Origin of the sequence: Trichocoleus sp. ST-U2 (assembly GCF_039961875.1) — a bacterium.
In the GTDB taxonomy this organism is placed as follows: Bacteria; Cyanobacteriota; Cyanobacteriia; order Cyanobacteriales; family FACHB-T130; genus FACHB-T130.
This window is the reverse complement of the sequence record NZ_JAMPJY010000008.1, coordinates 131,035-158,033: the sequence shown is the minus strand read 5'-3', so window position 1 is coordinate 158,033 and position 26,999 is coordinate 131,035. Positions and strand designations below refer to the sequence as shown.

Genomic DNA, 26,999 nt, shown 5'->3' with positions numbered 1-26,999 from the left:
CAATCAATGGGCAACAACCCGAATCCCAGCGGTGGTAAACGGTGCTACCCACAAATCTAAATTGGGTTCGGGGATTGACTTTCTTACGTGCTGCTGTACTTGTTGTGCTTTGGCTTCTGATTCCGAGAGAGCAAACACAGTTGGCCCCGATCCCGACATCATTGCCCCCAAGACCCCCGCTTCATAGAACGCTTCCCGCAGTCGCAGCACTTGGGGATACTCCGGCAATACGACTTTTTCTAAGTCATTGTGCAGTAATTGACCGATTTTCACCTGATCTTTCTTGAAGATGGCGTTAACCATCGCTCCAGAATGTACCCGTTGTCTGCGAGCCTCTAAACTATCAGCGTCAGAAACGTAGGTACTGATATACTTCTGCCGGTAAGTTTGATAAGCCCAGGGTGTAGATACCGCAAGGTTGCGGTATTTGCCCAATACCACCCAGGGATGCTCCAAATTAGGGAGGGGAGAGAGTTGTTCGCCTCGCCCAGTTGCCAGCGCTGTCCCCCCCGCGATGCAAAAGGGGACATCTGAGCCAATTTTTGCTGCCAGTTCTTGCAATTCCGACTGAGTGAGTCCTAGATGCCACAGCAAATCGATTCCCATTAAAACAGCAGCAGCATTGCTAGATCCCCCTGCTAACCCTGCCCCCACGGGGATTCGTTTGTTGATGTTAATCTCGACACCGCCGTACTGGGCAAAAGCTTGGGGAAATTCTGCCGCCATCAATTCTGCTGCGCGGTAGGCAAGGTTGGTTTTGTCTGACGGTACTAGGGGATGATCGCAGTGAACTTGGATGGATTCAGTGCTAAGCGATCGCAAATCAATTTGGTCGGTAAGACCAACACTTTGCAGCACCATCGCCAGTTCGTGATAACCATCCGGGCGATCGCTGATAATTTCCAGATACAGATTAATTTTGGCTGGGGAAATCAGGGTATAGGAACGCATTAGGGTTTTGTAGATATATGCCCACAGGCTCTCATACTGGGGCTACATAAACCAAGTTTGACGAGAGCAGGCTTAGTCAAACAAGCGATCTTTTCAGTCCGCGCACCATCCTGACAAGAGTTTGTGTAGCCGCAACTTTAGTCGTTAGGCTTGAGCAAATTACTCAAAGCAACCCACTGGGTAAGGCCCAAGTCTTCGGCGCGGGCTTGAGGGTTTACTTCTAATTGTTCCAGTATTTGGGTGAGGCGATCGCGTTCAACCATACTTTTCAGATTATTTCGCAACATTTTGCGCTTTTCGGCAAAGCCGAGTTTAACTAAATTCTCTAGGTGCTTGGGGTTTTCGGCGGGCGGTTCTATCAATCGCGGACGCAGCCGCACTACCGCTGAATCTACTTTGGGCGGCGGATAAAATGCTCCCGCTGGCACAATACTGATTAACTCGCACTCTGCCAAATACTGCACCCGCACGGTTAATGCCCCAAAATGTTTCGTGCCTGGTTTGGCATAAAGCCTTTGTGCAACTTCTTTTTGTACCAGCAGCACGATGGAATCAAACGGTTTAGCGGCTGGCTGGGCAATGGTACCTAACAATTTTTCCAGAATTGGGCCGGTAATGTTGTAAGGAATATTGGCAACAACTTTATTGGGATTTTGGAAGGCTGGAAAAGGAGCAAGTTGAGCGTCTAAGTCGAATGAAAGGAAATCGCCTTGCAAAAGTAAAAAATGATCGACTTTACCTAATTGTTTAGCCAGCAGTTGACATAAATCGCGGTCAATTTCAACCGCAACAACAGATTGAGCTAAAGGTAATAAGCGACGAGTCAGGATGCCGGTGCCGGGGCCAATTTCTAAGACCCGTGAAGCGGAGCGATCGCCCTCAGGCGACTCGCTGCTGGATAACTCCGCTGCGGCGACAATTTGATTGAGCGCCTTGTCACTCCGCAGCCAGTGTTGAGCAAATTGTTTTCGAGGTTGAGGCGATCGCATGGAGGAAAGGATGCTGTTACAGTCTTCCTTCCAACCTACCACGCGGTCAAGTTACTGCTTCCCCCAAGCTAAATAATGCCCTCAATCCAGCGTCCAGGCATTCTATCTGCTCAGGAGCGACTTATTGCTTTTTCTTAAAAAAATCTGGATACCGGAAAAACTTCTGCCAGACTTGTATAGGTTTGCATCCTCCACAAGCAGGAGATTTGTCGGTGAAGTACGAAATTCGCTATAAACCAGCCTTTGCCTCTATTTTTGTCATCCTGAATCCAGGTGATAGCCTCACTGCTGAGGCGGGAGCTATGACCAGTATGGATGCCAAATTGTCGATAAAGACGGAATTTTCAGGGGGTTTAATCTCTGGATTGCTAAAGAAATTCTTTGGTGGGGAATCCCTTTTTGTGAATGTTTTTACCAACAATACACAGCAACCTCTGAATTTAATCTTGACTCAATCCACCATTGGCGATATAGCTTGTATTGACTTGCGGGGCGGACGAGAAATTTGCTTTCAACCAGGTGCTTATATTGCCCATAGTCCAGGCGTGAAAATGGGAGTTAAGTGGGCAGGTTTTAAGAGCTGGATCTCAGGAGAAGGGCTGTTCAAGCTGAAGTTAAGCGGTCAAGGTCAGGTATTTTTCGGTGCTTATGGCGGCATCATTCAAAAACGGATAACCGGGGAATTTGTGGTTGATAGCGGTCACTTAGTTGCCTACGAACCTGGCATCAAAATGAATGTTGGACTCGCAGGTGGCTTGCTTGGTTCTGTCACGTCGGGGGAAGGGTTAGTCAACCGGCTGACGGGGCAAGGAGAAATTTATTTACAATCTCGCAGTATTGGGGGTTTGGTCGGATATTTACGTCCTAAATTTCGTTAAGAAAAAGCCGATCGTAATAGCTTTTTCGCTTAATTGCTGAGTGCATAAATCAAGAGGATTTGAAGCGATGGATGTGGAAATTTTACATCAGCCGGATAGCGCGATCGCTCGCGTTACTCTCGGTGCCGGTGAAGAATTAGTCGCAGAAGCTGGCAGGATGATTGCCATGAGCGGTTATATCAATGCCAGTACGACTTTAAGGCAAGGAAAAGGCGGCGGAATTTTGGGCGGGCTGAAACGCATGGTTGCTGGTGAGTCGTTGTTTTTGAGCGTTTTTCGCTCTCCTACGGCTGGCGGTGAAGTATTTTTAGCTCCCAAATTGATGGGCGATATTTTACTTTATCAAATGACTGGATCTGGGCTGGTCGTCCAATCGGCTTCTTACCTTGCTAGCGAGTCAGATGTTGATATTGAATTAGGATTTCAAGGCTTGAAATCTTTGTTTTCTGGGGAATCAATTTTTTGGTTAAATGTCAGCGGTCATGGCTCTGTTCTGCTTTCTTCCTTTGGGGCAATTTATGAAATTCCTGTGAATGGCGAATATATCGTTGACACGGGACATATTGTGGCATTTGAAAAAAGCCTGAAGTTTGAAATTAAAAAAGCAACTTCCAGTTTAATTGGTTCGTTTTTGGGCGGAGAAGGATTCGTTTGTCGGTTTCAAGGGCAAGGTCGAGTGTTTTGCCAAACTCACAATCCAGGTGCCTTCGGGGTGCTAGTGGGTTCTCAGCTTCCGCCGCGATAAAGAGTGAGTGGAAATTTGTCATTGATAAATAGATTTTGAACGATTACCCATCCTTCAATTAGGAATTAGCAAAGGATAATTATGAATGAGATTGCCTACGAAATCGAGCATTCCCCAGCCTATGCTTCCCTACGCCTCGACTTACAAGCAAATCAAACTGTCTTGGTAGAATCGGGCGCAATGGCAGCAATGGATACTTGCATTAAAATGAAGTCCAAAGTCAAAGGTGGCTTAATGCAAGGTATCGGTCGGATGCTGGGCGGTGAATCTTTATTTTTGAGTGAATTTACCGCTGAAGGAAGGGCAGGACAACTCTATGTTTCGCCTGGAGTCCCTGGAGACATTCAGCATTACTACCTGAGTGGTAATGGATTGATGGTGCAATCTTCGGGTTTTGTTGCAGCTAACCCTAGTGTCGAAATTGATACTAAGTTTCAAGGTTTTAAGGGCTTCTTTAGTGGGGAGTCGTTATTTTTACTGAGAGCAACAGGTCAAGGAGATATCTGGTTTAGTTCTTATGGGGCAATTGTAGAAATTCCAGTTGCCGGTGATTATGTAGTAGATACGGGCTATATTGTGGCGTTTGAAGACTCGTTACAATACAATGTCGAAATGTTGGGAGGCTTGTCATTTAAAGGGCTGAGAACTGGAATTTTGGGCGGGGAAGGATTGGTTTGCCGCTTCCGGGGTAAAGGACGTTTATGGATTCAGTCGCGTGAGCTTTATGCACTGGTAAATTTCTTGAATCCGTTCCGTCCAGTGAAGAGTAGTAACTAAGCTGAATCTTGCTGTAACTGCACCAAATAGAACTTTTAGACGGTCGCGTTATGTCGGTTCTTACTTAAGGGCAATATAGAGAGGAACCTCACCCCCAACCCCTCTCCGTTCGCGGAGAGGGGAGAATCTTGAACCCCTGTGGGTAAATGGGGTGGGGGTGAACTGTAGGGCATCTAAATAGAGAATTGCGATCGCGTGCAGGTAACTCACGATGCAATAGAAAGAAGGTCAATGCATTGCTATACCGGATGCAACTAGGCAATGCAGTAACAATAGCGTTTTTGGAGCAAGCCTGAAGTGTCTGGAACTGCAACATCGAGCGATCGCAACCCACCTCCCAATAACCGCCAGTTACTGATTGTCTTAGGGCTATTTATTGGATTTATCGTCGGCGTTATTTGGCTGCTGGGGTTGTTTATTAATAGCTTGGTGTGGGTAATTCCTCCCAGTGTGGAGCGACAGTTGGGTGCCGTCATTGTCCCGGCTTATGAGCGCTTGGCAAAGCCCTCACCGGCTCAAGATACGCTAAATCAGCTGCTAGATAGGCTGGAGACAAAGTTGCCTTCCGAGCAGCGCCAAGAGCGAGATTATCGGGTGCTATATGTTCCCGATAATACGGTGAATGCGCTGGCGCTACCGGGCGATCGCATTATCATCTACGCCGGTTTGCTGAAACAGACGGAATCGGAAAATGAGCTGATGATGGTGTTGGGGCATGAATTGGGGCATTTCGCCCACCGAGATCATTTACGGGCGTTGGTGCGACAACTACTGTTACCCATTGCGATCGCTACTGTCTTTGGGGATGCTGCTGGGTTATCATCGGCAGCGGCGACGGGTGTTCAAGCTGTTAGCAGTTCCCGATTCTCTCAATCTCAGGAATCTGAGGCGGATGAGTTTGGCTTAACATTGTTGCAACAAACTTACGGTCATGTTGCGGGTGCAACCGACTTTTTTGCTCGAATGAGTCGCAAAAGGGGTGCAGACTTTGATTTCTTGACCTCCCATCCTGCCCCTGGTAGGCGCGTTAAAGAATTGCAGCGCTTAATTGAGCAGCGGAATTATCCTGTACAAAAGCGATTGCCTTTACCGGAAACACTGGCGAACCTGGAAAAATAGCCAGCGCTCCGAGACCTAACCGTCCACCCCTTCCTACCTTTCTAAGGGGCGCAAGCTATCTTCAAAGCCCCTCTCCGAATCGGAGAGGGGTTAAGAGAGATGTTTTTCCCGTTCACACGACTTGATTCGTAATCATCCACACAGTGCTATCCGAACGGACGTAGGGAACCGAAATTTTGCTGAATCCAGTAATGAAAGGTCTGTTGTACAACTGCCAATAACTGGGACTAATCTCATCAGCGATCGCCTTGAGCGCTTGCACTTCCTGCTTCAGTTCCTCCGCCAGTTCGTTAATTCGTTCAGCGCGATCCTGAGCGCGTTGTTTTCCTTCCTCTACCTGCTCTGCGAGAGGATGTTGTGTCCGCTCATGCAATAACTGTTGCGCCAATCCTTGCGATCGCCCGATCTCCTTCAATTTAGCTTCCAGGGCAGCGATCGCATCATCGATTCCCTTGACTTCAGCAGAGATTTGTGCTGTTTCTCTAGCATGACGACGATAAGCCTCAACGATTGCTTCTGGCGTGTTATAGCTTGGCAATACTGGATCGACTTTCAGGATGGCGCGTTCTTCTTTGAGCGCCTCAATCTGAGTGCGAATCGCTTCAATTTCTACTTGAATTGGCTCCATAATTACTTTCCTAACTTAGGTGAATAGTTCCGTAAAACTTCTGGCATTTTGTGAATCAATTTACAGGGTTACGATTACTCGACATTAATTCACCCGTTTGTTGACCTAACTTATGTTGAACCGAATTAGTCTTAAAAAGACAGCAAATTCGTTTTTAGTCATTGCCACAATTTTAAGTATGGAAACGGGATTGCTAAATGAGTCAATGCCTGCTTTAGCGGATATGACTACAAGTAACTGGAGCGAATGGATTGAAATCAATGAAACCAACAGTGTCAGCCGAGTGACGAATCGGAGAGACGATACCAGCCAGAACAACTGTCTGGATAATGCGCTTGAATTCCTGAAAAGTAGTAATGCCCAAGAGACAGGAGTTATCACAGAAGCAGCTTACGGACGATTTGGCAACCTGTCAGCTTATTTGATTTGTGCGCCTGAAGGGGATAAAGTTCTCGTTCTTGTTTCAGGACCTAGAAACCAATCCCCACAAATTCAGCAGTTACGCAAAAATTTGACTGATAAATTCAGGAAATATTAGAGGTTTTCGCCCCGTGGGTGTCAATCGAGAGCGATCGCACTTGTGCCATAATTCCCTCATCCTTCCAAGCCGCCGCCATTGCCTCCACAACTGTCGGTGCCAACGCCGCCTCTGCTAAAGCTAATAAAGTTGGTCCCGCACCACTAATTACCATCCCAAAAGCACCAGAAGCCATTGCTGCCGAGCGCACAGCATCATATCCTCGAATCAACGCTGTCCGATAAGGCTGATGGATTCGGTCTTGCATCGCAACTCGCAACCAGTCACCCCTGCCGGTTTCCAACCCTCGCAATAATAAACCCAGATGAGCTGTATTAAAAATTGCATCAGCACGGCTGTATTGAGTTGGTAAAACCCGCCGCGCTTCTTCAGTTGAAAGTTCAAAATCCGGAATCGCGACTACTGGCACAATCTCAGAATGCCAAGGAATCTCACAAATTGCCCATTCTTCTTTGCTTTCTCCGTGTCTGTGCGGTTCGTCACTCAAACCCGTCGCTGCTAGACGACACCCCCCCAACAGTGCTGGAACCACATTATCAGGATGTCCTTCCAGAGCGATCGCAATTCTTCTCACCTCATTTTCATCTAGAGGTGCCCCAGCCAGACAGTTCGCACCCACCAAACCTCCCACAATTGCCGTCGCCGAACTCCCCAATCCTCTTGCCAGCGGCACACCCAGCTCGATCTCAATCTGCACAGGCGGTGGCGTCTTACCGATATGCTCGTACAATTTCACAAATGACTGGTAAACCAGATTATCAGCACCCGTGTTGACTCGTGCGGCTTCTGTTCCCTCGACCGTAATGCTGAGTCGTGTTACAGCATCCGCTTCCAGGCGTGTGAACTTGAACTGGTTGTACAGCGTTAAAGCTGCGCCTATGCAATCAAAACCCGGCCCCAAGTTAGCAGTTGTGGCTGGAACGCTGACGGTAACGGTAGAAACAGGATGCATCTCAACGAATTGCGAAATAGACTATTATAGACTCTACCGTTTAACAGCCTGCTATCTATGAAGGAACATTTTTTTCCGGCATTACGCAGATGTTCAATGGCAGCATGACTGTAAAAGTAGTCCCCACTCCAACTTCACTATTTACAGCAATCTCTCCACTCTGTAAGTCTAAACATTTTTTGACAATCGTTAGTCCTAGTCCATGACCGGGAATACTACTCACATTTGTCGCTCGATGAAATGAGTCAAACAATAGTTCTCGGTCGCCTGGAGGAATGCCAATTCCGTTGTCTTTTACCTGAAAAACTGCCTCTCCATTCTCACACAAAAGTTCAAAGTAGATATTGCTGCCTTCGGGTGAATATTTGATAGCATTCCCTAACAAATTACTAAATATATGCCGCAGCAGTTTTTCATCCAAACAAGCATCAGTACAGTCACCTTGATTGGTGAAAATAATTCTATGTTTTGAACCAGAGCTGAATTGCATATGGTCTACCAAATCCCGGCAAAAGCATACTAAATCCAGGGGTTTTGGCTTGCATTCTAGTTTTCCTTCGTCTGCTTTTCCAAACTCTAAAACTTCGTTTAACAAATTGTTCAGCGAATGAACCGAGGTTTGAATAAGATAGAAATACTCACGTCTTCTAAGTTCTGTTAATTCGTGGCTATAAGATTCCAGTAGTTCAGCAGAAGATAAAATTGCGGTCAGCGGGTTACGGAATTCGTGGGCAACCATGAACCAAAAGCGAGATTTAAGTTCGCTTAATTGTTTTTCTTTTTCAAGAGCTACGCGAGTTGCTGCTTCGGCTAAATGTCTGCGAAGTGCGATTTCAATCGTAGTATGTAAATCTCTTTCATCAAACGGTTTAATTATATAGCCAAATGGATCTGTGATTTTGGCTCTTTCGAGGGTTTTTTTATCGGCATAAGCAGTTAAATAAATTACTGGAATATCGAAGTTTTTATGAATTTTTTCAGTGGTTTCTATTCCATCCAATTGTCCTTTCAACATAATATCCATTAACACTAAATCGGGCTGAATTTCCAATACTTTTTGAATCGCTTCCTCTCCCGAAGCAACAGAAGCGACAACGTTATATCCTAAGCGTTGCAAGCTCTTTACGATATCCTTGGCAACAATTCTTTCATCTTCAACTACTAAAATTTTTTCCTTTGCCATTTTTTTTATTTATGTCTTCCTAATGTTGCCGATTTCTGAAAATGTGATAAAAAAGCTTGTCCCTCTACGACTATCAAGTTCGATAGTCCCGTCTAATTGTTCAGTGAGGGTGCAGACTAACTCCAACCCCAAGGATTCAGTATTCCGGAAGTCCAAGTCTTTCGGGAAACCGATTCCGTTGTCACTGACGTTCAAAATAAATTGATGATTGCCGTTTGAGTAAATATTAATACAAATTTCCTTATCGATACTGGGCGTTGGAAAAGCGTGTTTTAAGGAATTGGACATTAATTCATTGATAATTAGACCACAAGGAATCGCTGTATCAATGTTTAGGTTAATGTCATTAACGTTTGTTTTCAGCGTAATTGCCTGAGAGCTTGCTTTGTAGGAACGAAGTAAATTTCCTGCCAGGTCGCGAATATACTCAGCAAAGTCTATCCTAGATAGGTCTTTGGACTGATACAATTTTTCGTGAATCAGAGCCATCGAGCGAATGCGATTCTGACTGTCCTTGAACATTCCCAGAACCTGTTCCTCTTTGGTATAGGCAGATTGCAGCTTTAACAGACTAGAAATAATCTGTAAATTGTTTTTGACGCGGTGGTGAATTTCCTTCAGTAGCACCTCTTTTTCTTTAAGCGAAGCCTTGAGTTGCTCTTCTGCTCGTTTGCGTTCGGCGAGTTCAGCTTGTACTTGCTGATAAAGTTCAGACTGCTGAATTGCGATCGCTACTTGCGTTGACAATTGTTTGAGCAAATCAATCTCAAACTCCCGCCACCGCCTGGGTCCCGAACAGTGATAGGCGCACAGCAGACCCCACAAATGTTCTCCTTGCAGAATCGGAACCACGAGACTCGCTCGGATATCATACAAAGCCAGGATATCAATATGACATTGGGTTAACCCGGTGGTATAAATATCTGCTGTGACTTGAATACGCCCTTTTTTGTAGGCTTGGGCATAATTCTTCCCAAAGCAATTGTCGTGAATTGTGCTACTTAGAGCAGGTTGCCAGCCCTCAGCGACCGATTCGACAACGACAGTGCCACTCATATCTGGATTAAAACGGTAGATAATCACGCGGTCAGTTTGGAGAAATTGCCGCACTTCAGCGACGGCGGTGTTCAGAATTTCGTCCAAATCGAGTGATTGATGAATGCGGAGGGCAATTGTGGTTAACAGGCGATTGCGCTCAAGCTGTTCCAACAGTTCCGCTGGGCTTTCCTGTCCTTGAGGTTCTAGGGTTTCATTGTGCGGGGGGAGAGAGGATTCGGCTTCAAACTGCTCGATCGATTGCTGCAATTGCTCTACTGCTGTAGATATTTGTGTGAGATCGAGCGTTTGCAAAAAACTGGTTTGGGTAACAATACCTAACAGCTCCCTGGGATTCTCCGACACCACAACTCGCTGCACCTGGTGCTGCTGCATTTCCCAAAGGGCAACTAACACTGAATCTGAGGGGCTTAAAGACAACACGGATGCCCTCATTACCCTAAACGCCTGTATCTGTGATAAATCCAGGCTGAGAGCCTGAAGATCGATGATGTCCCGTTCGGTGACAATCCCTACTGGCTTCAGGAGGGTTGTTAGCGTAGCGGTAGGTCGCACGTTTTGAGTTTTGTTAGTGTAGCGATGCGTAGGAAGTTTTGAGCGTTGAACCTTTGCTTCGCTCAAGGGATCGGGTTGAAGTTTTGAGTTTTCAATAGAACTCGACTCGGAACTTTCTTCTGTAAGCACAACACAATTGACCTGGTGTTCTGCCATTAATTGAGCTAAGCTCAGCGCCGAAGCCGTCGCCGGTGCTTGAATAACTGGGGCAGTCATCACTTCTGTCAAAGGCTGCGATTTGATTAGCTCATCGAGGGGCAGTGCTTGGCGAATACTTTCTAGGGTGATGACGCCTACCACTTGCCTTTGCGCGTCTATAACAGGTAGGTGGCGAATTTGATGCTGGCGCAGGATTGACAATGCTGTGAAAATATTCTCTGTGTCAGATTCAGTCAGAGCGATGCTCGGCTGCGTCATCACCGAGGCAATCTTGACTTCTGCTAAATTGATTCCTGAGGCAATTACCTGGATAGCATCTGTGTGGGTAAACACTCCGATTAACTGCAACCCTTCTACTACAAAGACAGCGCTAGCTCGTGCCTCGCTCATTAGCACTGCTTCTGGGGGTATCTTCAAACTAGGAAGTACACAACTGCTTTTCGCTTTGCCCATCATGGCGATCGCGTCCATCAGTGGGGTGTCAGCCGATACAGTCAGAGGACGACGATCGATGACAGATTCTAAGCTAAGCAATCCCTTTGTTGGCATGGGTCAACCTGTGTATTATTGCGGTGTATTGCAGTGGGCGATCGCATACTTGCATTTGCAATTCCTCTATTACCAAATAGATTTTGCGAAAAGCAGTTGCTCCTTCACTTAGGATTCCCGCCAGAACTGTATTCGGTATCACATCGCCGCCTCGCAACGGGATTTATTTGACACAAATTGCCTTCACACAAGTTGCCGCGCCTTTTGCGGTACAGTCAAAATTCACCAATCGCTACTACCGACACCCTATTTGCGTGCAGGAAGGTAAATCTTTGATTCGTCTCTAGGCTTCGCGTGCTTTTGCCCTCATTCATCAAATTCATGACAGCAAGAAAACATCCCCGCAACCGTGAAATCCCATATGATTCGGATGTTTTACCAGGGCGATCGCTTTTTTACCACCTCCACCTTAGCTAGATCCTACCTAGCCAGAAAGTTAAGACAAAACCCTTTTTAGCATACCTTTTGTCAACCTCTTAAATCCTCTTGCTAAAGGAATATTTAAATGGATATTGATTTAACTAATATCTGCGCTGGCAGCATCTGACAAAAGGGTGAAATCCTAATAATTGGGAAGATATATAGTGTTTAGCTGGATTGGGGCTTAAAATCAGTTTTGCTACATCAAATCAATAAAACAAAGTGAAAAATGAACTTAATTAAGCGCATTCCAAATATCCTTTTGCACCCCAAAAGTGAGTGGCGAGCGATCGCAAAAGAAACAACCTCTAGCGCTAGATTGTATAACACCTATATTGCTCCTCTGGCAGCGATCGCTCCAATCGCCGCAGCTGTTGGTTGGGCAGTTATCGGCATCAATACCTCTAGTATCGTTACGTCTCGGTTGCCCTTAGTGCCAGCTATTTTATATGCAGGTGTTAGCTTTTTACTAACACTATTAAGCGTATTTTTCTTGTCGTTGATTATTAATGCTTTCGCTCCTCAATTTTCAGCCGAGAAAAATCAGCTACAAGCTCTTAAAGTTGCTGCTTATGCCAACACACCTGCCTGGTTAGCCGGTATCCTCCGTATCATCCCAAGTTTCACGATTTTCGCATTTCTTGCTGGGTTGTATAGCGTATATCTGCTATATCTGGGATTGCCGATTGTGATGAAATGCCCGAAAAATAAAGCAACTGCCTACACTGCGGTAACGCTTGCGGGTGCGGTTCTACTCTATGTATTTGTTATCGGGATTAGCAATCTATTGGTTACATTTCCCAAACCAGCACTCTAAAAAATGTTGGAATCGGCAGGCACTGGGAAGCTGAAAAATATCAATATTAAACGGATTTATAGCGTGCAATATAAAGGCGGAACCTCACCCCCAGCCCCTCTCCGTTGACGGAGAAGGGGAAAGATTGAACCCCTCTTTGCAAGCGGAGAGAGGCTGAGCTGGGGTGGCATTTTTGCTGTTATTGAGATGCACCCAATTGGAAAAGGGCACTCCAAAAGAGTGCCCCTATTATGAACTATGAACTGGCAACTTCTTAAAAATTGTCGAAGTTAGCGATCGCGTTTTTCATCTTCTCCAACACTTCTTCTACAGGAATAACCCCCACATCGCCAGCAGCACGGGTGCGAATACTCAAGCTATTGGATTCCAGCTCTTTCGCCCCTACCACCGCCATGACGGGGATTTTGTCTTTTTCGGCATTGCGAATCATTTTGCCCATGCGATCGCCGCTGGTATCGACTTCCACGCGAATACCGAGCGATCGCATCTTCTGTGCCACTTCCTGAGCAAAAGGCAACTGGGCATCGCTCACCGTCAGCAATCGCGCTTGGACTGGCGCTAACCACAGCGGGAAATCCCCTGCATATTCTTCAATCAAGATCCCGATCAGCCGTTCCAAGGAGCCAAAAGGGGCGCGGTGAATCATCACCGGACGTTTCCGGGAACCATCCTCCGCCACATATTCCAAATCAAACCGTTCTGGCAGGTTGTAATCCACTTGGACAGTACCCAGTTGCCACTCGCGATCTAGGGCATCGCTAAAGATAAAATCCAGTTTCGGGCCATAAAATGCGGCTTCGCCAATGCCTTCAAAGTAGTTCATGCCCAGGGTTTCCACGGCGCGGCGAATCGCACCTTGAGACTTCTCCCAAGCTTCATCGGAACCAATGTACTTATCTGAAGCCGGATCGCGGAAACTGAGTCGCGCCTTGAAGTTTTTCAGTTGCAGACTCTTGAACACCGACAGAATCAAATCCACCACTTTCAGGAATTCGCTGTCTAGCTGTTCTGGCGTCACGAATAAGTGAGAATCATCCACCGTGAAACCGCGTACCCGCGTTAAGCCGCCCAGTTCCCCAGATTGCTCGTAACGGTAGACGGTGCCAAATTCCGCCAGCCGCATCGGCAGTTCCCGATAGGAACGCAACTCGCTCTTATAGATTTGGATGTGGAAGGGGCAATTCATCGGCTTCAGGACGAATCCCTGTTCTATCGCCGCCGCCTGCTCATCTTCCGCCATCAGCGGGAACATATCCTCTTTGTATTTCTGCCAATGTCCGGAAGTTTTGAATAAATCGACTCTGGCAATGTGGGGCGTCACCACCTGCTGATATCCCCGTTTCAGCTGTTCCTGCTTCAGGAAGTCTTCTAAAACACTTCGCAACACCGTTCCTTTCGGCGTCCACAGAGGTAACCCCGGCCCCACCGGATCTGAGAAAATAAAGAGTCCCAGTTCTTTGCCGAGTTTGCGGTGATCTCGGCGTAGCGCTTCTTCCTTGCGGCGCTTATATTCAGCCAGCTGTTCTGGCGTTTCCCAAGCGGTGGCATAAATGCGCTGGAGTTGAGCTTTCGTTTCATCCCCCCGCCAATAAGCACCGGCAACACTTTCGAGTTCGATTGCCTTCGGGTTCAACTCACTGGTATTTTCCAAATGAGGGCCTGCACACAAATCCCACCATTGATCCCCCAAGTGGTAGATGGTAATTGGTTCCTCAATGTCTTCTAATATTTCTAGCTTGTAAGGCTCATTAATTGTCTTGATCCGACCTTCAGCTTCCTCGCGACTGACTTCTTCCCGAATCACTGGCAATTTCCGATTGATGATTTTGACCATCTCTTTCTGGATGGACTTCAAATCTTTTTCGGTAAATGGCTCTGGATTATCAAAGTCATAGTAAAAGCCGTTTTCTATCCAAGGGCCGATAGTCACCTGCGCTTTGGGAAACAGCTTTTGCACCGCCATTGCCATAACGTGGGAAGCGGTGTGACGGATTTTCTTCAACGATTCAGATTCGCTGGTACGGGGCAAATACATTTTTTCTGGCTGTTCTTGAGACGCTGGAGATTCTGAGACGCTCATCGGCGGTTCCATAAGGACGAAGAAACGGGCAATTAATCGGGTGTTACTGCCTCTATCATACCGAGGTTGTTTTTCCCTGGCGATGTGGTTGTTGTTTAAGAGAATCTAAAAATATTATTACGAATTGTAAACTACGTTAAGATTAAATTTAGATAGTATTCGGTTTTTGATTCATGGCTGCTTCCAACTTGCCTGAAAATGAATTGCTGAAAACGGTATTACAACCGCTCTTAGAAGATTTTCAGTATTGGTTTGCGCGATCGCGCGCTCTCTTAGAAACTGAAGAAATTACTTTTTTAAGTGCCCAACAGCAATCCGACTTACTGGATCGAGTCAAGCTTGCTCACGCGGAAGTCAGCACCGCTCAGATGCTCTTTCAAGCGACTGATGCTCAAGTTGGCATTGAAACGTCAGTTCTGATGCCGTGGCACCAGTTGGTTACTGAGTGTTGGCAGGTGTCGATGCGCTTCCACGCTGAGCAATCCACTTCCACGAACAAGTAAATCTAAGGGCGAAACATTTTTACGGAAAATCCGGGGGCAAGCATTACCGTTTCGCCACGAATGCGAAAGCCCCTATTGACGAACATCCCATTAGACTGTGCGGCTTGGAGGAAAATCGTATGTTACACCTGCTTTATTTAATTGCCTTTACTGTTCTGGCGTTTCTTGCTATAGGGAATATGCTCCGCAACTTGTTAACCATCAGTAGTATGGATTCTCAACGGCGCTACCCACCAGGGATGCAGTCCCAATTTAGAGATTCTCGCTCTCCTTATGGGTCGATCCCGCACCCGGAACTATTAGATGATGCCGGGAACCCGATTAACGAACCGCTTTTGGTGATGCGTTCCATGACCGTAGAAGACGCCCGCGAACAATTGGACGCCCTCTACAAATCTTCTCCCGGTATCAATGGGGACACTGAGGAAGCATGAAGTAGCGGGATTTTAAAAGGAAAATCAGATAATTTACTCAAAAAATTAGCAAGATTTTTTAGAGACTGGCAATCAGCTTGATAGAGCTGGGTGGGCATTCCCCACCCAGCTTCTAAATCAAGCTTCAATCACAACCCGCAAATTACCGCGTTTTTTGGCAACCCGACAGGCAGTGGTATTGCCGGAACGCTCAAATTCCAAATCCAGCAAAGTCTGCCCCACTCTCAAGTTCTGTAGCGCTAGACGATTAATCGACTCCGGCAAAGCAGGATCGATAATCCGCAAGCAGTTATTGGGAGCATCGGGGACTAAATTTACCATCATTTGCAGCAACTGGAAGATACTGCCGGTTGCCCAAGCTTGAGGAGAACAAGCGACGGGGTATTTGACCGTGGTGTTATCTTCTGTGCGTTCGTAACCGCAGAAAAGTTCTGGCGGTCGTTGATAAGGTTGCTGTAAAGTCATATCCATTAAAGCTTTGGCAAGTTCCAGCGCTTGATCGATTAGACCGAGCGATCGCACCCCCATCGCAATCATGGCATTGTCGTGAGGCCACACAGAACCGACATGATAGCCCATCGGATTATAAGCCGGTGACAAACTACTGAGGGTGCGAATTCCCCAGCCGTTGAACATATCCGGTGCCCGTAGCCGTTCCGCCACGCTATAAGCTTTTTCTGGTGTCAAGATGCCCAAATACAGACAGTGACCGGGGTTAGAAGTAATACTATCAACCTGATTGCCGTCGCCATCCAAAGCCAAGGCGCAGAAATCTTCCTCTGGCATCCAAAAATCCCGATTGAAGCGATTCTTCAAATCTCTCGCCTCATCTTGCCACCTGTCGGCTAAATCAAGGCGCTTCTTCATGCGGGCAATTTCTGCCAGACGGATTTTGGCAGCATAGACATAAGCTTGCACTTCACAAAGAGCGATCGCGCCCATCGCCATCTGCCCCTTGCGATTCACAATACAGTCGCCAGAGTCTTTCCACCCCTGATTCGCCAAACCCCGCTTCGATTGACGTTGGTAGATGAGATAACCCGTTTCCTTGCTGTTGCGGTCAATCCAATCCATTGCCGCCAAGGCATTCGGCCACAGTAGCTCTAGGGTTTCCCGATCGGCTGTCCAGGCAAAGTGTTCCGCATACAGCATTAACCACAGCGGTGTCGCATCTACGGTGCCGTAATAAGGTGTATGGGGAATTTCTTCACAACGCGCCATTTCACCCAAACGCAGCTCGTGCAAAATCTTCCCTGGCTGCTCATCGCGCCACTCATTATCCGTTTTCCCTTGGTATTCAGCCAAGATCGTTAGGGTTTCGCGGGCAATTGTCGGATCGAGCATCAGCGTTTGCGACGCTGCAATAATCGAGTCGCGCCCAAACAACGTCGAAAACCAAGGCACCCCAGCCGAGAGTACCTTCCCTTTGCCGAAAGACTGGCGCAGTAAATAAGTATCCTGCTCGGCTCGCTCGATCGCTCGATTAAACGTGTTTTTGTCTGAGCGAATCCCGGTTACGTGTTGACGCCACTCTTGCTGCTCCGATAACTCTGCGGCTCTAGCCTGTACCAGTGTGACTGGGGCAGATACCCTAGAAGTGGGACGGTTATTGGTACGCATTTGCAGCCGATAGCCCAGTTTTTGAGTTTCGTGAGGCTCCATCTCCAGCTGCCAAACTGCCGTATAACCACTGAGAGTGTCTGGCTGGCGATGAACAAACTCGATGTGCGATTCCATTACAGAGCCATCCAACCCTTGATAAGCGAGCGTCATTTCTTGCTTTTCGGGTTCTGCGGCTTGACTTTTAGGCACGGCTCGTAACAGCTGCCCCTTGTTTTTTCGACCGTACCCCCGGACTACAAATAAGTCCACAAAATCCGCATCAAAGCTGAGGCTAAGTTGAAAGCGAATGGAACTGGTGCTGTAGTTGGAAACAGTTAATTCTTCAAACAGCGCTCCATTTAGGACAATTTCTCGGTTAATTCCGATGGTGTCGGCTCGAAGAGGTGCAAAGTCAAAAATTGCCCCGCCGTCAATTTGCTCATTTGGCTCTAATTTATCCCCTCCCTCTAATCGCTCTCCTCCGTCCATGCTGGGATTGGTACACAGAACTGAAAGGGCAAATCCTTTGTCAGCTGTGCTACTGAGCAAGACGGGGGAGCGTCCGTTAATTTGCAGTTCCAGGCGACTAAGGAACCGCGTATCGGCGCAGAAAAGCCCCATGCTAGCATTCATGTCATCGCCTAAACACCCGGCAATGTTGCCCAGGGTATCGGTGACTAAAAACAGGTCATTGTCTTTAATAGTAAGAGTCGGTTGGGGGCGATCGCCAAGAACGCAAGGCCACTCTGGAATGGGCAGCTCTTGTGCGGGAACAAAGGTTTTTCCGTCCAGTTCAAGAATATCCGGTGCCATGAATCAGGTTTCTGCTCAAGAATACAGGGTCTTTGTGAGGCTTTAATCAGGGTCACACGATCTAATTTAAAACCTTACCCATCGCTACTGATATTCAGTAGAGGATCGAGGTTTCGACAAATGTGCCCTTTTTATACTTCTACAAATCTAATCAACGATCCGCTCTATCGTTCGGAGAGAACAAAATTTCCAATTTTTTTCCAACTCTCTTACTGCGGACGGATTTTTTCTTCGCTCAACCTGGTCAATCATGCCCTTTGCGGGGATGACGGCGTTAAATGGAAATTCAACAATACACCACACCCTGCATTCTATAGTACGCTCTATTTAAGGGATTATGTTGCACAATTCTCTGGCTTAAAAGTGTCTGTGATGAAGCAGCATCTCGTATAATAGATTGCTCTAGAAATTAAGGAGGTCCGTATCTGATGGGAGTAGAGGCACTGGAAATAGAAGCATTACAAATACTGGTGGATTCGCTTATCTCTTATAAAGGACGGCTGGTTGGAACTCCAGCCGCTCATACTTATAAAAAAGATAAAAATGAAATAAATATCCCCAAAAAAGTTAGTAGAGATACGCTGAATTATGACCAAGTTTTTATTCGTGATTTTGTTCCAGTAGCACTTTTATTTTTAGTTAAAGGTGAATTTTCCGTTCAACTTGATAACAAAAAAGAGGTGACAGTCAACGGCAAGGAAATTGTCAAAAATTTTCTAGAAGTAACGTTAGAACTACACCAGCAAGAAAGATCCGAAACTTTTTTGAATACGGGTCGAGTTTTAATGCCAGCTAGCTTCAAAATTATTAAGAATAAGAAGGGCAAAGAACACTTAGACCCCGATTTTGGTCAGCACGCGATCGCTAGAGTCACGCCAGTTGATTCTAGCCTCTGGTGGATTATCCTGTTGCGGGCTTATTGGAAAGCGACGGGCGACACCTCTTTAGTCCATCAAGCCGACTTCCAAGAAGGAATCAGATTAATTCTGGAACTTTGTTTTAGCGATCGCTTCGATCGAGAACCTACTCTCTTAGTTCCCGATGGAGCTTTTATGATTGACCGTCGAATGGGCATCTATGGATACCCACTAGAAATCCAAGTCCTATTCTACGCTGCCTTGCGTGCTGCTGATGAGCTACTCGACCGCAAAAATCACAACAATAAAGATATTCTCTCAGCGATAGAGAAACGATTGGGTTCTCTGGCTAACCATATTCGGACTGAGTATTGGATGGATATGGATCGTCTAAATCAAACCTATCAGTACAATGTTGAGGAATATGGGGCAACCGCTATCAACAAATACAATATCTATGCCGCATCTATTCCTTATGCTAATTTAGACGAATGGCTGCCAGAAGACGGGGGTTATTTAGTTGGAAATATTGGCCCATCGCAGATGGATTTTCGATTCTTTTCGGTTGGTAACTTGATGGCAATCGTTTGTTCCTTAGTTACCAACGATCAGTCCGAAAAAATCATGAATCTCATCGAAAAACGAGATAAAGAGCTAATTGGACAAATGCCTTTCAAAATCTGTTATCCAGCCATAGAAGACGAAGATTGGAGAATTTTGACGGGTTGCGATCCTAAAAATAGTCCTTGGTCGTATCACAATGGGGGAAGTTGGCCTGTTTTGATGTGGATGTGGGCAGCCGCCGCTCGAAAATTGGGTCAAGATTCAAAAGAAGAAGAATATATGCAGTTTGCAAAAGCAGCAATTGAAAAAGCTGGAAAACGGTTGCAAAAAGAAGATTGGCCTGAATATTATGACGGGAAAAGCGGTCACTTAATTGGTCGAGAAGCCAGAAGGCATCAAACCTGGACTTGTGCCGGGTATTTATTAGCAAAAGAATTGATGACGCCCTCTGGTTTAGATCCCTTAGAATTAATCAAATTCAAGGAAAAAACTTATGCCAAAAATCAGTAATTTGCTAGTGTTTTACTCCTTCCGGATTCCCCATTAGCGTCATTTGATAAGCTCGTTCATACTCATCCACCATCGTCTTGACGCTAAAGCGATTCAAAACGTAGTCTCGGCACGTCTGGCGGTTTAAGGTCATCGCTTGTGGAATTGCGTCAATCATTTCTTGCAGAGAGTGACAAACAAATCCACTCTTGCCATGCGCGATGACTTCTGGCACCGAACCCATCGCCATTCCAATCACCGGCGTCCCCGTTGCCATCGATTCAATCATTACCAAGCCAAATGGTTCCCGCCAGGTAATCGGGAATAGCGTCACGGTGGCACCTCCTAGTAACTGCGCCTTTTCTTCGTGAGAAACTTCACCGAGATATTGGATTTGTTCGCCATCAATCAGCGGTTTTATCTGTTCATGAAAATAAACTTTGTCTACCGGGTCAACCTTACCTGCCATTTTTAAAGGATAGCCGCTGGCACGAGCAATTTTTATTGCTCCTTCCGGACCTTTTTCTGGGGAAATACGCCCCACAAAGGCTAGATAGGGCGGTTCAATTGCTTTTTCCTGAAAGGGATATACTGCTGGGTCGATGCCGTTGTAGACCGTATGGATGTAATTTAAACCGAGTCGGGGTTCTCTCTGAGCTTCACTGATACTGATATAAGGCTCCCATGCAAATTGCCGGAATATTTTCTCATTATCTGGCGTGAAAATTCCGTGTGTGGTGTGTACGGTCGGCGTCTTCACAAAAGGCGTATAGGGCAGAGCTGCATAGCCGACGTGGGAGTGAATAATATCAAAGTGATGCGCCTGTTGATAGACCTGAGAGAGCATCATTAGCTCATAAACTCCAGGCTCTTTAATCTTTGAATCTAAGCGCAGCGCTTGGTTATGCACTGACTTCATCTGAGCTTTTGTAATCGAGTCTCCAGAGGCGAATAATGTTACCTGATGACCGCGCCGAACTAATTCATCAGTTAGTAAACTGACAATGAGTTCAATCCCGCCGTAGCGAAAAGGTGGCACTCGTTCCCACAGCGGTGCAATTTGGGCAATTCTCATAAGAAAAACTGGAAGATGACAATCTTCAAAATCTTAGCTTAGTTTGCTCTGTTTAGAAACTAGATGTTTTCACCGTTAGCGATATTTGTTGCGAATCACATTGCGGATACTCCAGTAAAAGTTACTCCACTCTTCTACGAAGGTTTTAAGCATGAGAAAAGCGAAACATATAATTCCTACTGTAATCGCAGCGACTTTTAAAAGGCTTATCTGGGCACCCGCTATTTTAAATATTCCAGCACAGAGTAGAGCAATAATTCCTCCAATTATTAGGGATTTTACAGTTTTAAAAACAATAACGATAATCACCATAAATATAGATTCTAATCCTGAAAACAAGACATTTATCGCTTTAACTAACTCATTTCCATAACTTAAAAGTAACCAACTACTAATCCCTAAACCTGCACAAATTAGAATAATGTTAAGTATTATCATTATTTTGCCCTGATTAGTTCTTAACTAAAGATACTATGCTTCAACAAATCTGAGAATGAAAAAAACACTTAAAAGTTCCAGATTTTAACCAGTCTTTAGCTAAAAATACATAGAAATTGAGCATTTACTTCACCATATTTACAAAATCGTTGTTTTTCTCAATCTTAAACCAGAGGCGATCGCTACCAAGATAGCGATCGCTTCTGGATGTCCTGACTTTAAAAATTGCTGAATCCTGTAGAGGCGGGGTTTTCCCGCCGCTGCTGTGAATTGCAAGAGGACATGGGAAAGAAGATTTGGTACCAAGACTTGCATATTTTAAGCCCATGACCTTTTCATTAGAAGATAGGACTGAAGAGAAAAGGAATCAATAAGAGTCAGAACTGTGCAAATTTACTAGGGATTTTCACAAGCCATTTTTGCAGTGTATAGAGTCTTTTGGCATATCTTCAGCCGTACCTGTTAGTTTTCCAAGCGTTTCTTGTAAATCCTGATTGGACTGGCTAAAACTCAAACTGAATGACAATTGAGCGAGCAGTTATTTATGCAGACGTAGAAAGGGGCTGATGTATTTGAGTATTCTGGGGACGCTGACTGGTGATAAGCATCTGCATCGTTGCCGGGGGTGCTAAGGTAACGCCACGACGGACAGGTTTAACCGGACGTTGATCGGTGAGAGCTAGTTGATAACGCGAAAGCATCTTCGCCAGTACCAGCTTCATTTCAAACAAGGCAAATGCCATCCCGATACAACGACGATTGCTGCCACCAAAGGGCAAATATTCATAGGGAGAAAATTGCCGTTCCAAAAAGCGCTCAGGCTTGAAAGAATTTGCTTGGGGGTAAATATCCTCACGGTGATGAACCAGATAAATACAGGCAGCAAGCGGTGTACCGGCATCAAATTGATAGCCCATCAGTTGCACTGGCGATCGCGTAATTCGACCAAAAGTAAATATCGCCACTGGATAAATTCGCAACGTTTCCGAGCAAACAGCGTTGAGGTAGGGAAGTTTAGAAATGGCGCTGACATCTGAAACATCCCCAACACTATTGAGTTCCTGGAGAAGCTTGTCATGTACCTCTGGTTGACGGTGTATCCAATACAATGCCCAAGCGATCGCTGAAGCCGTGGTTTCGTGACCCGCCAACAGGAGGGTCATTAACTCATCGCGCAATTCTTCATCCGTCATTGGTTGCCCATCAGTATCCCGCGCAGACATCAGCAGCGTGAGAATATCTGTGCGATCTGGATCGAATTGCTCCCGGCGTTGCTGAATCTCATCGTAAATGAGTCGGTCAACTTGCTGCCGTTGGCGAAGAAATTTTCCCCAAGGACTCCAAGAACCCAAATCTCGTTGGAGTGATGGAAAAAAGAGGACGGCGGAGGAAAGGGGAGAACTCACAGCATCCAGCATCGAAGTAAGGAGTCCCTTGAGTTCCTGGAAACGCTGACCCTCATTGATGCCAAAGACAGCGCCTAAGATGGTTTCCAGAGAAATCTCTTGCGCGGTGGCACGAATTAGGAAGGGTTTGCCAATCGTTAGCCGATTCATGACTTCCTCGGTAATGTCACAAATCAACTTGCCGTAAGCTCGCATTCGTTCCCCGTGAAAGGGGGGAGTCAATAGCTGTCGCTGGCGCTGGTGGCGATCGCCATCTAGTAATATCAGAGATTGGTTGCCCAGCAAAGGTTGTAAAATCTTATTCCCACTACCGCTGTTAAATTGTCTGGGATTTGCCGTTAACAGCTCCTGAATTCCTTGCGGATTGCTAATGAGTACATACGGGGGAAAGCCACCCCAGCGGGCTGTGAAGCAGTCACCATAAGCTTTAACAGACGTTTCTAGGTACTGCACCGGCTGGGAAATCCATTGGAGTAGTTGCAGGAATTGCGGCGTCTGCGGCCCATCAGGCAGTGTCATGGCGTTTTTCCTTTTATTTTTTCCTTTTATCGATCGCAAAACTAAGCTAGCAGAGGCAGCGATGCGATCGCTGTAATCTGGAGCGAAAACCTTCCACTAGAAAACCTTCCACTACAGGATAATTTGGCGTCAGGGTTTAGAGGCTTTTAAGGAGTGCGATCCTCAGCCTTCAGCCGTAAAAGTGGATCGATCGCATTTTGTCTAAAATCTAGCCCGGTGATGATTTGGGGTCTTCGGCAAGTCAGTAGAGTTCAGAGGGTACTGTTTTCAACTATGCGATCGCTAAATGTATGCTCCAAGTCCTATTCCCTCCTGTATCTATCTATATTCTTGACCTGTTGGTGATTGGTCTACTCCTGCTGATGGTTACTTTGGGATCGGGCTGGATTAAACGATTACCCCTCTCCTATGCCATCATTTACCTGCTCGTGGGTATCGGATTAGGGCAATACGGGCTTAAGTTAATTCAGATACGACCAGACGCCGAATTTCTGGAACGACTAACGGAATTTGTGGTGATTGTCTCCGTCTTTAACTGCGGTCTAAAGATGAATCGCCCACTCAGATTAAGGTCGTGGAACACAACAGTGCGGTTGATTGGATTTCTGATGCCGATTTCAATTTTTGCGATCGCTGCGGTTGGTCATTGGTTTTTAAAAATGGATTGGGGACCAGCGATTTTACTCGGTGCAATTCTCGCGCCAACCGATCCAGTCTTGGCTTCAGAAGTTCAGATGGGAGATCTAAAAGATAAAGATGAACTGCGCTTTGGTTTAACTTCGGAAGGCGGTTTAAACGATGCGCTCGCTTTTCCGTTTGTTTATTTCGGGATTCACTCCTTAAAAGATAGCAACTGGGACAACTGGTTTAAACAATGGGTAGCGGTTGATTTACTTTGGGCGATCGCAGCTGGCATTGTCATGGGAATTATCGCGGCAAAAATGGTTGTTTTGGTTGACCAGCAACTGCAACGTTTCCGCCAGGTCGATGAGTTGATGGAGGATTTTGTTGCTCTCAGTACGATTTTAATTACCTATGCTTTGACAGAAATTGTTAATGGCTACGGCTTTTTGGCAGTTTTTGTGGCTGGAGTCGTCGTTCAGCGGAGTTACCACGATCCCGAAAAGAAAATTTCGCAATTTGAATTCACCGAACAAGTTGAGAAATTACTGGAAGTTGCAACAATTTTGATCTTAGGAACGCTATTGCGGTATGAGCCGATTCGCCAGTTTGGTGGTCAGGGTCTCTTGGTAGCAGTCTTGTTGATTTTTTTGATTCGACCTCTGGGAGTTTGGATTAGCTTTCTCGGTCGTCGCTACCCCTCTGAAACCCGCTTTTTGTTTGGCTGGTTTGGCATTCGTGGCGTTGGTTCTTTATATTATCTTTCCTATGCTTTTGGCGAAGGTTTAAAAGATACTTTGGGCGAACAAATTGCCTGGATTACTTACATCGTCATCGTGATTTCTGTATTTTTGCATGGGATTAGTGCTACTCCTTTGATGAATTGGTACGAACACAATATCAAGAGAGAAGGGAGGAAGAAACAAAAAGTTACTGCTGATTCTTGATAAGCCGTCAGACTGAAGTCTGCGGCTATACAAAATTAGCCCGCGTAGGCGGGCTAATTATTTCTTCATCCTCGTTTTCAGTGATTTTTGTCTATGCACAAAAATATTATATGGCAGTTAGTAGGTGCTATTAGACGATCTCCTGAAAAGTAGTCTAAATGAAAATGTTCACCATTTTGACTATTTTTATTAAAGTAGTTTAGTAAAGAAGTGCCAAGCTTATAAAAACCTAATTTAGAACCTTCAATTACAAGATTTTTGTTATCAATAAAAATTCTGACTAAATCTAATTTTTCTGCATTTTTACTTTGAAGTAACTTCATTGAAACAGCTTCAAGATTCTCTGGATAGAATTCGGACTTTCTTAGGTTTGCCTGTAACTTAACATCTCCATTGATGCTTAAAAGAAGCTTTCCAAGTCTAATTAGGTCTTGTGATAAATCAGATATCTCTATTTCTGGTCTGTCCCAATTCCCATCACACAAAATATACATATTGTTTTTTCACTAGAGGCATAAAAAAATGGAAATTGCCAAATATTCCTAAATCCCGTGACTTTTGCCAATTACCCAATGACGGCGGAAGAAACGGGAAAGTGATGATTCTTCCAGGGACAAATAAATTGGACGACCGTGGGGACAAGTGCGAGGATGACGAGTTCGCTGCCATTGCTCTAAAAGAGTTTGCATCTGGAGCAAGCCGAGAGGAGTTCCGTTGCGGATGGCGGTGCGGCAGGCGATCGCTACTTGAGCGGTTTGCAAATCTCCACCTAAACTGAGTTCCACTAGGGCGTCGGCACGATCTTCTCGCTCTCGTAAGGGTGCGGGTGCCGTGCGAATCGCCCACAGTTGCTCGCCAAACGGTTCAATCTCTAAGTTGATCTGTTCGAGTTGCTGGATCTGGGCGGGAGAGAGATGATTCAAGATGACGGGGGGTTCTAGGGGGACGAGTTGCCAAGCTTGGCACAACTGCTCGTACAAAACCCGTTCGTGGGCAATGTGCTGCTCCACCAACCACACCCCAGCCGGATGCTCTGCCACAATGTAGGTGTTGTGAACTTGGGCAACGGCTCGGAGTTCCATCAATCCAATGTCATCAGTTTTCTTTGCCTGAGTATCGGTTGGGTGCGATTGCAGGGAACGATTGACGCTGTAGGCACTTTTCGCTTCCGCTGCTTTGATCAGGCGGCTGACTCGCTCTGGGGTTTTTTCCAAAATCGTCCCCACATTCAGACGCAAGGCTTGCTCAATCGCTGATGTCACCTGTTCTTGCCAGTAATTGAGCTGGTTTAAGTAAATTTCGGCTTTGGCGGGATGGCGGTTCCAGTCTATTTGACTGGCACAGATGAAAAGATGCAGAAAACAGATCGGATAGCGATCGCGCGGTAGCGTTCGCATTAAAGCCCCCAGGATCGTTTGCTCCAGTTCCGGCGACTTTACGTGCCTTCCATTCATCGCCACTCGTACCCAATCGGGACGGCGGCGATGGCATCTATCTGGCAAGCCGAGTACCACTGTCAGGGTTGAGTTTAGAGTGAAGTTGGATTCTCGGCCGCTTCCCGGCGTGTCTGTTCCTGTTTTTTCTGGGATTTTTTCTGGGAATGTTGGCACTTCCACTGTCAGATGCTGCAAATCACTCGGTCGGATTTCCCGGAGAATTTGAGGCAAAATCTGTTGCGCTGTCTTCCCAGGACTAATGGTGAACCATTGGCGGTCATTTTGCTGAACCTGCCAGGTGACATGAGGATGACAAAGGGCGATTTGCTGAATCGTGGCTTGCACTGATCTGAGTTGTTGAGCGACGGAAGGCATTCCCTGACGCCGCGCCAACCAATTGCCAAACAGATTAGAGACGGTGACAACAGTACCGGGCGCGATCGCTACAGTTTCCACCTGCACGAATTCCCCGACTGAGTTATAAACCACGCGCCAACCCTCACAACTTCCCGCAGAACGACTAAAAATTTCCAATTCTGCTAAAGCTGCCAAACTGTGCAACGCCTCTCCCCGAAATCCCAGACTACTAATTTTCCATAAGTCTTCCAAGTCGCGGATTTTGCTGGTGCTGTGGGCAGTTGCAGCTTGTTTCAGGTCTACCAAATCCATGCCGCAGCCATTGTCTGCGACTCGTATCCGCCACTGTTCCGGCGATAGGCAGATGCTGATGCGGGTTGCACCGGCGTCAAGGGCATTTTCCGCTAATTCCCGCACCACAGCCGCCAAAGAGTCAATAACCTCTCCAGCTGCGATTAAATTTACTACCTCTGTCGGTAGAGTTTGAATACCAGACACCAGACAACTTGGGGATAGGACATGATATGAGTAGTTAGCACCAA

24 protein-coding genes are annotated in these 26,999 nt (G+C 46.2%); 10 read left to right on the top strand and 14 right to left on the bottom strand.

All coding sequences use genetic code 11. From position 1 onward, the window contains the following. Window positions 1-3: 3 nt before the first annotated feature. Complete coding sequence (gene ispE / locus NC996_RS07915) at window positions 4-951, bottom strand: 4-(cytidine 5'-diphospho)-2-C-methyl-D-erythritol kinase (protein WP_190429148.1); 948 nt, start codon at window positions 949-951, stop codon at window positions 4-6. Between the two features lie 137 nt (window positions 952-1,088). Then, the gene (gene rsmA, locus NC996_RS07910) at window positions 1,089-1,940 is read right to left on the bottom strand and encodes a 16S rRNA (adenine(1518)-N(6)/adenine(1519)-N(6))-dimethyltransferase RsmA (protein WP_190690228.1); all 852 of its coding nucleotides are present in this window, start codon (window positions 1,938-1,940) and stop codon (window positions 1,089-1,091) included. A 212-nt stretch (window positions 1,941-2,152) separates the two neighbouring features. Between rsmA and NC996_RS07905 the strand changes: the two genes are divergently transcribed. From NC996_RS07905 to NC996_RS07890, 4 genes are all read left to right on the top strand, one after another. After that, window positions 2,153-2,818: a TIGR00266 family protein gene (locus tag NC996_RS07905; RefSeq protein WP_190411599.1), complete on the top strand. Its 666-nt coding sequence runs from the start codon at window positions 2,153-2,155 to the stop codon at window positions 2,816-2,818. Between the two features lie 67 nt (window positions 2,819-2,885). Beyond that, window positions 2,886-3,563 carry a TIGR00266 family protein gene (locus tag NC996_RS07900; RefSeq protein WP_190690225.1) on the top strand — a complete coding sequence of 226 codons (678 nt, stop codon included), beginning with the start codon at window positions 2,886-2,888 and terminating at the stop codon, window positions 3,561-3,563. 78 nt (window positions 3,564-3,641) lie between these two features. Beyond that, a complete protein-coding gene (locus tag NC996_RS07895; RefSeq protein WP_347276185.1) occupies window positions 3,642-4,340 on the top strand; it encodes a TIGR00266 family protein in 699 nt (232 codons plus the stop codon). A gap of 297 nt (window positions 4,341-4,637) precedes the next feature. Further along, window positions 4,638-5,459: a M48 family metalloprotease gene (locus NC996_RS07890; protein ID WP_190690122.1), complete on the top strand. Its 822-nt coding sequence runs from the start codon at window positions 4,638-4,640 to the stop codon at window positions 5,457-5,459. Between the two features lie 112 nt (window positions 5,460-5,571). On the opposite strand, the gene NC996_RS07885 is transcribed toward NC996_RS07890, so the two are convergent. Beyond that, window positions 5,572-6,087, bottom strand: a complete 516-nt coding sequence (locus tag NC996_RS07885; protein WP_190429154.1) for a hypothetical protein — start codon at window positions 6,085-6,087, stop codon at window positions 5,572-5,574. 112 nt (window positions 6,088-6,199) lie between these two features. Between NC996_RS07885 and NC996_RS07880 the strand changes: the two genes are divergently transcribed. Further along, window positions 6,200-6,625, top strand: coding sequence for a hypothetical protein (locus NC996_RS07880; RefSeq protein ID WP_190667629.1), 426 nt, complete (start codon window positions 6,200-6,202; stop codon window positions 6,623-6,625). Here the strand turns inward: NC996_RS07880 and thrB are convergent. Genes thrB through NC996_RS07865 form a run of 3 tightly spaced genes read right to left on the bottom strand, consistent with a single transcriptional unit; the run spans window position 6,612 to window position 11,079 of the window. Beyond that, a complete protein-coding gene (thrB, locus tag NC996_RS07875) occupies window positions 6,612-7,577 on the bottom strand; it encodes a homoserine kinase (RefSeq protein ID WP_190690119.1) in 966 nt (321 codons plus the stop codon). The genes NC996_RS07880 and thrB overlap by 14 nt on opposite strands. A 55-nt stretch (window positions 7,578-7,632) precedes the next feature. Further along, the gene (locus tag NC996_RS07870; protein ID WP_190690116.1) at window positions 7,633-8,760 is read right to left on the bottom strand and encodes an ATP-binding protein; all 1,128 of its coding nucleotides are present in this window, start codon (window positions 8,758-8,760) and stop codon (window positions 7,633-7,635) included. A 9-nt stretch (window positions 8,761-8,769) separates the two neighbouring features. Then, window positions 8,770-11,079, bottom strand: coding sequence for a CBS domain-containing protein (locus NC996_RS07865; RefSeq protein WP_190690113.1), 2,310 nt, complete (start codon window positions 11,077-11,079; stop codon window positions 8,770-8,772). A 649-nt stretch (window positions 11,080-11,728) separates the two neighbouring features. Here NC996_RS07865 and NC996_RS07860 point away from each other — a divergent pair. Continuing rightward, window positions 11,729-12,316 (top strand): Yip1 family protein, encoded by a 588-nt coding sequence (locus tag NC996_RS07860; RefSeq protein WP_190690110.1) that lies wholly within the window; start codon window positions 11,729-11,731, stop codon window positions 12,314-12,316. A gap of 253 nt (window positions 12,317-12,569) precedes the next feature. On the opposite strand, the gene thrS is transcribed toward NC996_RS07860, so the two are convergent. Beyond that, window positions 12,570-14,396, bottom strand: a complete 1,827-nt coding sequence (gene thrS / locus NC996_RS07855) for a threonine--tRNA ligase (RefSeq protein WP_190411609.1) — start codon at window positions 14,394-14,396, stop codon at window positions 12,570-12,572. 173 nt (window positions 14,397-14,569) lie between these two features. Between thrS and NC996_RS07850 the strand changes: the two genes are divergently transcribed. After that, on the top strand, window positions 14,570-14,899 hold the full coding sequence (locus tag NC996_RS07850) for a DUF2605 domain-containing protein (protein ID WP_190411610.1): 330 nt from the start codon (window positions 14,570-14,572) through the stop codon (window positions 14,897-14,899). Between the two features lie 119 nt (window positions 14,900-15,018). Further along, window positions 15,019-15,333: a DUF2973 domain-containing protein gene (locus tag NC996_RS07845; protein ID WP_190411611.1), complete on the top strand. Its 315-nt coding sequence runs from the start codon at window positions 15,019-15,021 to the stop codon at window positions 15,331-15,333. Window positions 15,334-15,450: 117 nt separating this feature from the next. On the opposite strand, the gene NC996_RS07840 is transcribed toward NC996_RS07845, so the two are convergent. Continuing rightward, window positions 15,451-17,748, bottom strand: a complete 2,298-nt coding sequence (locus tag NC996_RS07840) for an amylo-alpha-1,6-glucosidase (RefSeq protein WP_190411612.1) — start codon at window positions 17,746-17,748, stop codon at window positions 15,451-15,453. Between the two features lie 428 nt (window positions 17,749-18,176). Here NC996_RS07840 and NC996_RS07835 point away from each other — a divergent pair, with 428 nt between their 5' ends. Continuing rightward, window positions 18,177-19,679, top strand: coding sequence for a glycoside hydrolase 100 family protein (locus NC996_RS07835; RefSeq protein ID WP_190674852.1), 1,503 nt, complete (start codon window positions 18,177-18,179; stop codon window positions 19,677-19,679). A 4-nt stretch (window positions 19,680-19,683) separates the two neighbouring features. On the opposite strand, the gene NC996_RS07830 is transcribed toward NC996_RS07835, so the two are convergent. The 4 genes from NC996_RS07830 to NC996_RS07815 all read right to left on the bottom strand — a co-directional run bounded on the left by NC996_RS07830 (window position 19,684) and on the right by NC996_RS07815 (window position 23,096). Next, window positions 19,684-20,733: a glycosyltransferase family 4 protein gene (locus NC996_RS07830; protein WP_190411614.1), complete on the bottom strand. Its 1,050-nt coding sequence runs from the start codon at window positions 20,731-20,733 to the stop codon at window positions 19,684-19,686. 75 nt (window positions 20,734-20,808) lie between these two features. Further along, on the bottom strand, window positions 20,809-21,171 hold the full coding sequence (locus NC996_RS07825) for a hypothetical protein (RefSeq protein ID WP_190674850.1): 363 nt from the start codon (window positions 21,169-21,171) through the stop codon (window positions 20,809-20,811). Window positions 21,172-21,309: 138 nt separating this feature from the next. After that, entirely contained in the window at window positions 21,310-21,486 is a 177-nt protein-coding gene (locus NC996_RS07820; RefSeq protein ID WP_190411616.1) for a hypothetical protein, read from the bottom strand. A gap of 227 nt (window positions 21,487-21,713) precedes the next feature. Further along, a complete protein-coding gene (locus tag NC996_RS07815; protein ID WP_190690106.1) occupies window positions 21,714-23,096 on the bottom strand; it encodes a cytochrome P450 in 1,383 nt (460 codons plus the stop codon). Window positions 23,097-23,386: 290 nt separating this feature from the next. Here NC996_RS07815 and NC996_RS07810 point away from each other — a divergent pair, with 290 nt between their 5' ends. Further along, window positions 23,387-24,664, top strand: a complete 1,278-nt coding sequence (locus NC996_RS07810) for a sodium:proton antiporter (RefSeq protein ID WP_190690103.1) — start codon at window positions 23,387-23,389, stop codon at window positions 24,662-24,664. A 77-nt stretch (window positions 24,665-24,741) separates the two neighbouring features. On the opposite strand, the gene NC996_RS07805 is transcribed toward NC996_RS07810, so the two are convergent. Together NC996_RS07805 and mutL are read right to left on the bottom strand one after the other, a co-directional pair. After that, window positions 24,742-25,158, bottom strand: a complete 417-nt coding sequence (locus tag NC996_RS07805; RefSeq protein ID WP_190690100.1) for a hypothetical protein — start codon at window positions 25,156-25,158, stop codon at window positions 24,742-24,744. A gap of 48 nt (window positions 25,159-25,206) precedes the next feature. Further along, window positions 25,207-26,958, bottom strand: a complete 1,752-nt coding sequence (gene mutL / locus NC996_RS07800; RefSeq protein ID WP_190690222.1) for a DNA mismatch repair endonuclease MutL — start codon at window positions 26,956-26,958, stop codon at window positions 25,207-25,209. Between the last annotated feature and the right edge of the window lie 41 nt (window positions 26,959-26,999).

Excerpts from the sequence above, each read along its gene's own strand:
- ispE (WP_190429148.1), bottom strand. The coding sequence starts at position 951 with ATGCGTTCCTATACCCTGATTTCCCCAGCCAAAATTAATCTGTATCTG.
- rsmA (WP_190690228.1), bottom strand. The coding sequence starts at position 1,940 with ATGCGATCGCCTCAACCTCGAAAACAATTTGCTCAACACTGGCTGCGG.
- NC996_RS07900 (WP_190690225.1), top strand. The coding sequence starts at position 2,886 with ATGGATGTGGAAATTTTACATCAGCCGGATAGCGCGATCGCTCGCGTT.
- NC996_RS07885 (WP_190429154.1), bottom strand. The coding sequence starts at position 6,087 with ATGGAGCCAATTCAAGTAGAAATTGAAGCGATTCGCACTCAGATTGAG.
- NC996_RS07880 (WP_190667629.1), top strand. The coding sequence starts at position 6,200 with ATGTTGAACCGAATTAGTCTTAAAAAGACAGCAAATTCGTTTTTAGTC.
- thrB (WP_190690119.1), bottom strand. The coding sequence starts at position 7,577 with ATGCATCCTGTTTCTACCGTTACCGTCAGCGTTCCAGCCACAACTGCT.
- NC996_RS07870 (WP_190690116.1), bottom strand. The coding sequence starts at position 8,760 with ATGGCAAAGGAAAAAATTTTAGTAGTTGAAGATGAAAGAATTGTTGCC.
- NC996_RS07865 (WP_190690113.1), bottom strand. The coding sequence starts at position 11,079 with ATGCCAACAAAGGGATTGCTTAGCTTAGAATCTGTCATCGATCGTCGT.
- NC996_RS07860 (WP_190690110.1), top strand. The coding sequence starts at position 11,729 with ATGAACTTAATTAAGCGCATTCCAAATATCCTTTTGCACCCCAAAAGT.
- thrS (WP_190411609.1), bottom strand. The coding sequence starts at position 14,396 with ATGAGCGTCTCAGAATCTCCAGCGTCTCAAGAACAGCCAGAAAAAATG.
- NC996_RS07850 (WP_190411610.1), top strand. The coding sequence starts at position 14,570 with ATGGCTGCTTCCAACTTGCCTGAAAATGAATTGCTGAAAACGGTATTA.
- NC996_RS07845 (WP_190411611.1), top strand. The coding sequence starts at position 15,019 with ATGTTACACCTGCTTTATTTAATTGCCTTTACTGTTCTGGCGTTTCTT.
- NC996_RS07840 (WP_190411612.1), bottom strand. The coding sequence starts at position 17,748 with ATGGCACCGGATATTCTTGAACTGGACGGAAAAACCTTTGTTCCCGCA.
- NC996_RS07835 (WP_190674852.1), top strand. The coding sequence starts at position 18,177 with ATGGGAGTAGAGGCACTGGAAATAGAAGCATTACAAATACTGGTGGAT.
- NC996_RS07830 (WP_190411614.1), bottom strand. The coding sequence starts at position 20,733 with ATGAGAATTGCCCAAATTGCACCGCTGTGGGAACGAGTGCCACCTTTT.
- NC996_RS07825 (WP_190674850.1), bottom strand. The coding sequence starts at position 21,171 with ATGATAATACTTAACATTATTCTAATTTGTGCAGGTTTAGGGATTAGT.
- NC996_RS07820 (WP_190411616.1), bottom strand. The coding sequence starts at position 21,486 with ATGCAAGTCTTGGTACCAAATCTTCTTTCCCATGTCCTCTTGCAATTC.
- NC996_RS07815 (WP_190690106.1), bottom strand. The coding sequence starts at position 23,096 with ATGACACTGCCTGATGGGCCGCAGACGCCGCAATTCCTGCAACTACTC.
- NC996_RS07810 (WP_190690103.1), top strand. The coding sequence starts at position 23,387 with ATGCTCCAAGTCCTATTCCCTCCTGTATCTATCTATATTCTTGACCTG.
- NC996_RS07805 (WP_190690100.1), bottom strand. The coding sequence starts at position 25,158 with ATGTATATTTTGTGTGATGGGAATTGGGACAGACCAGAAATAGAGATA.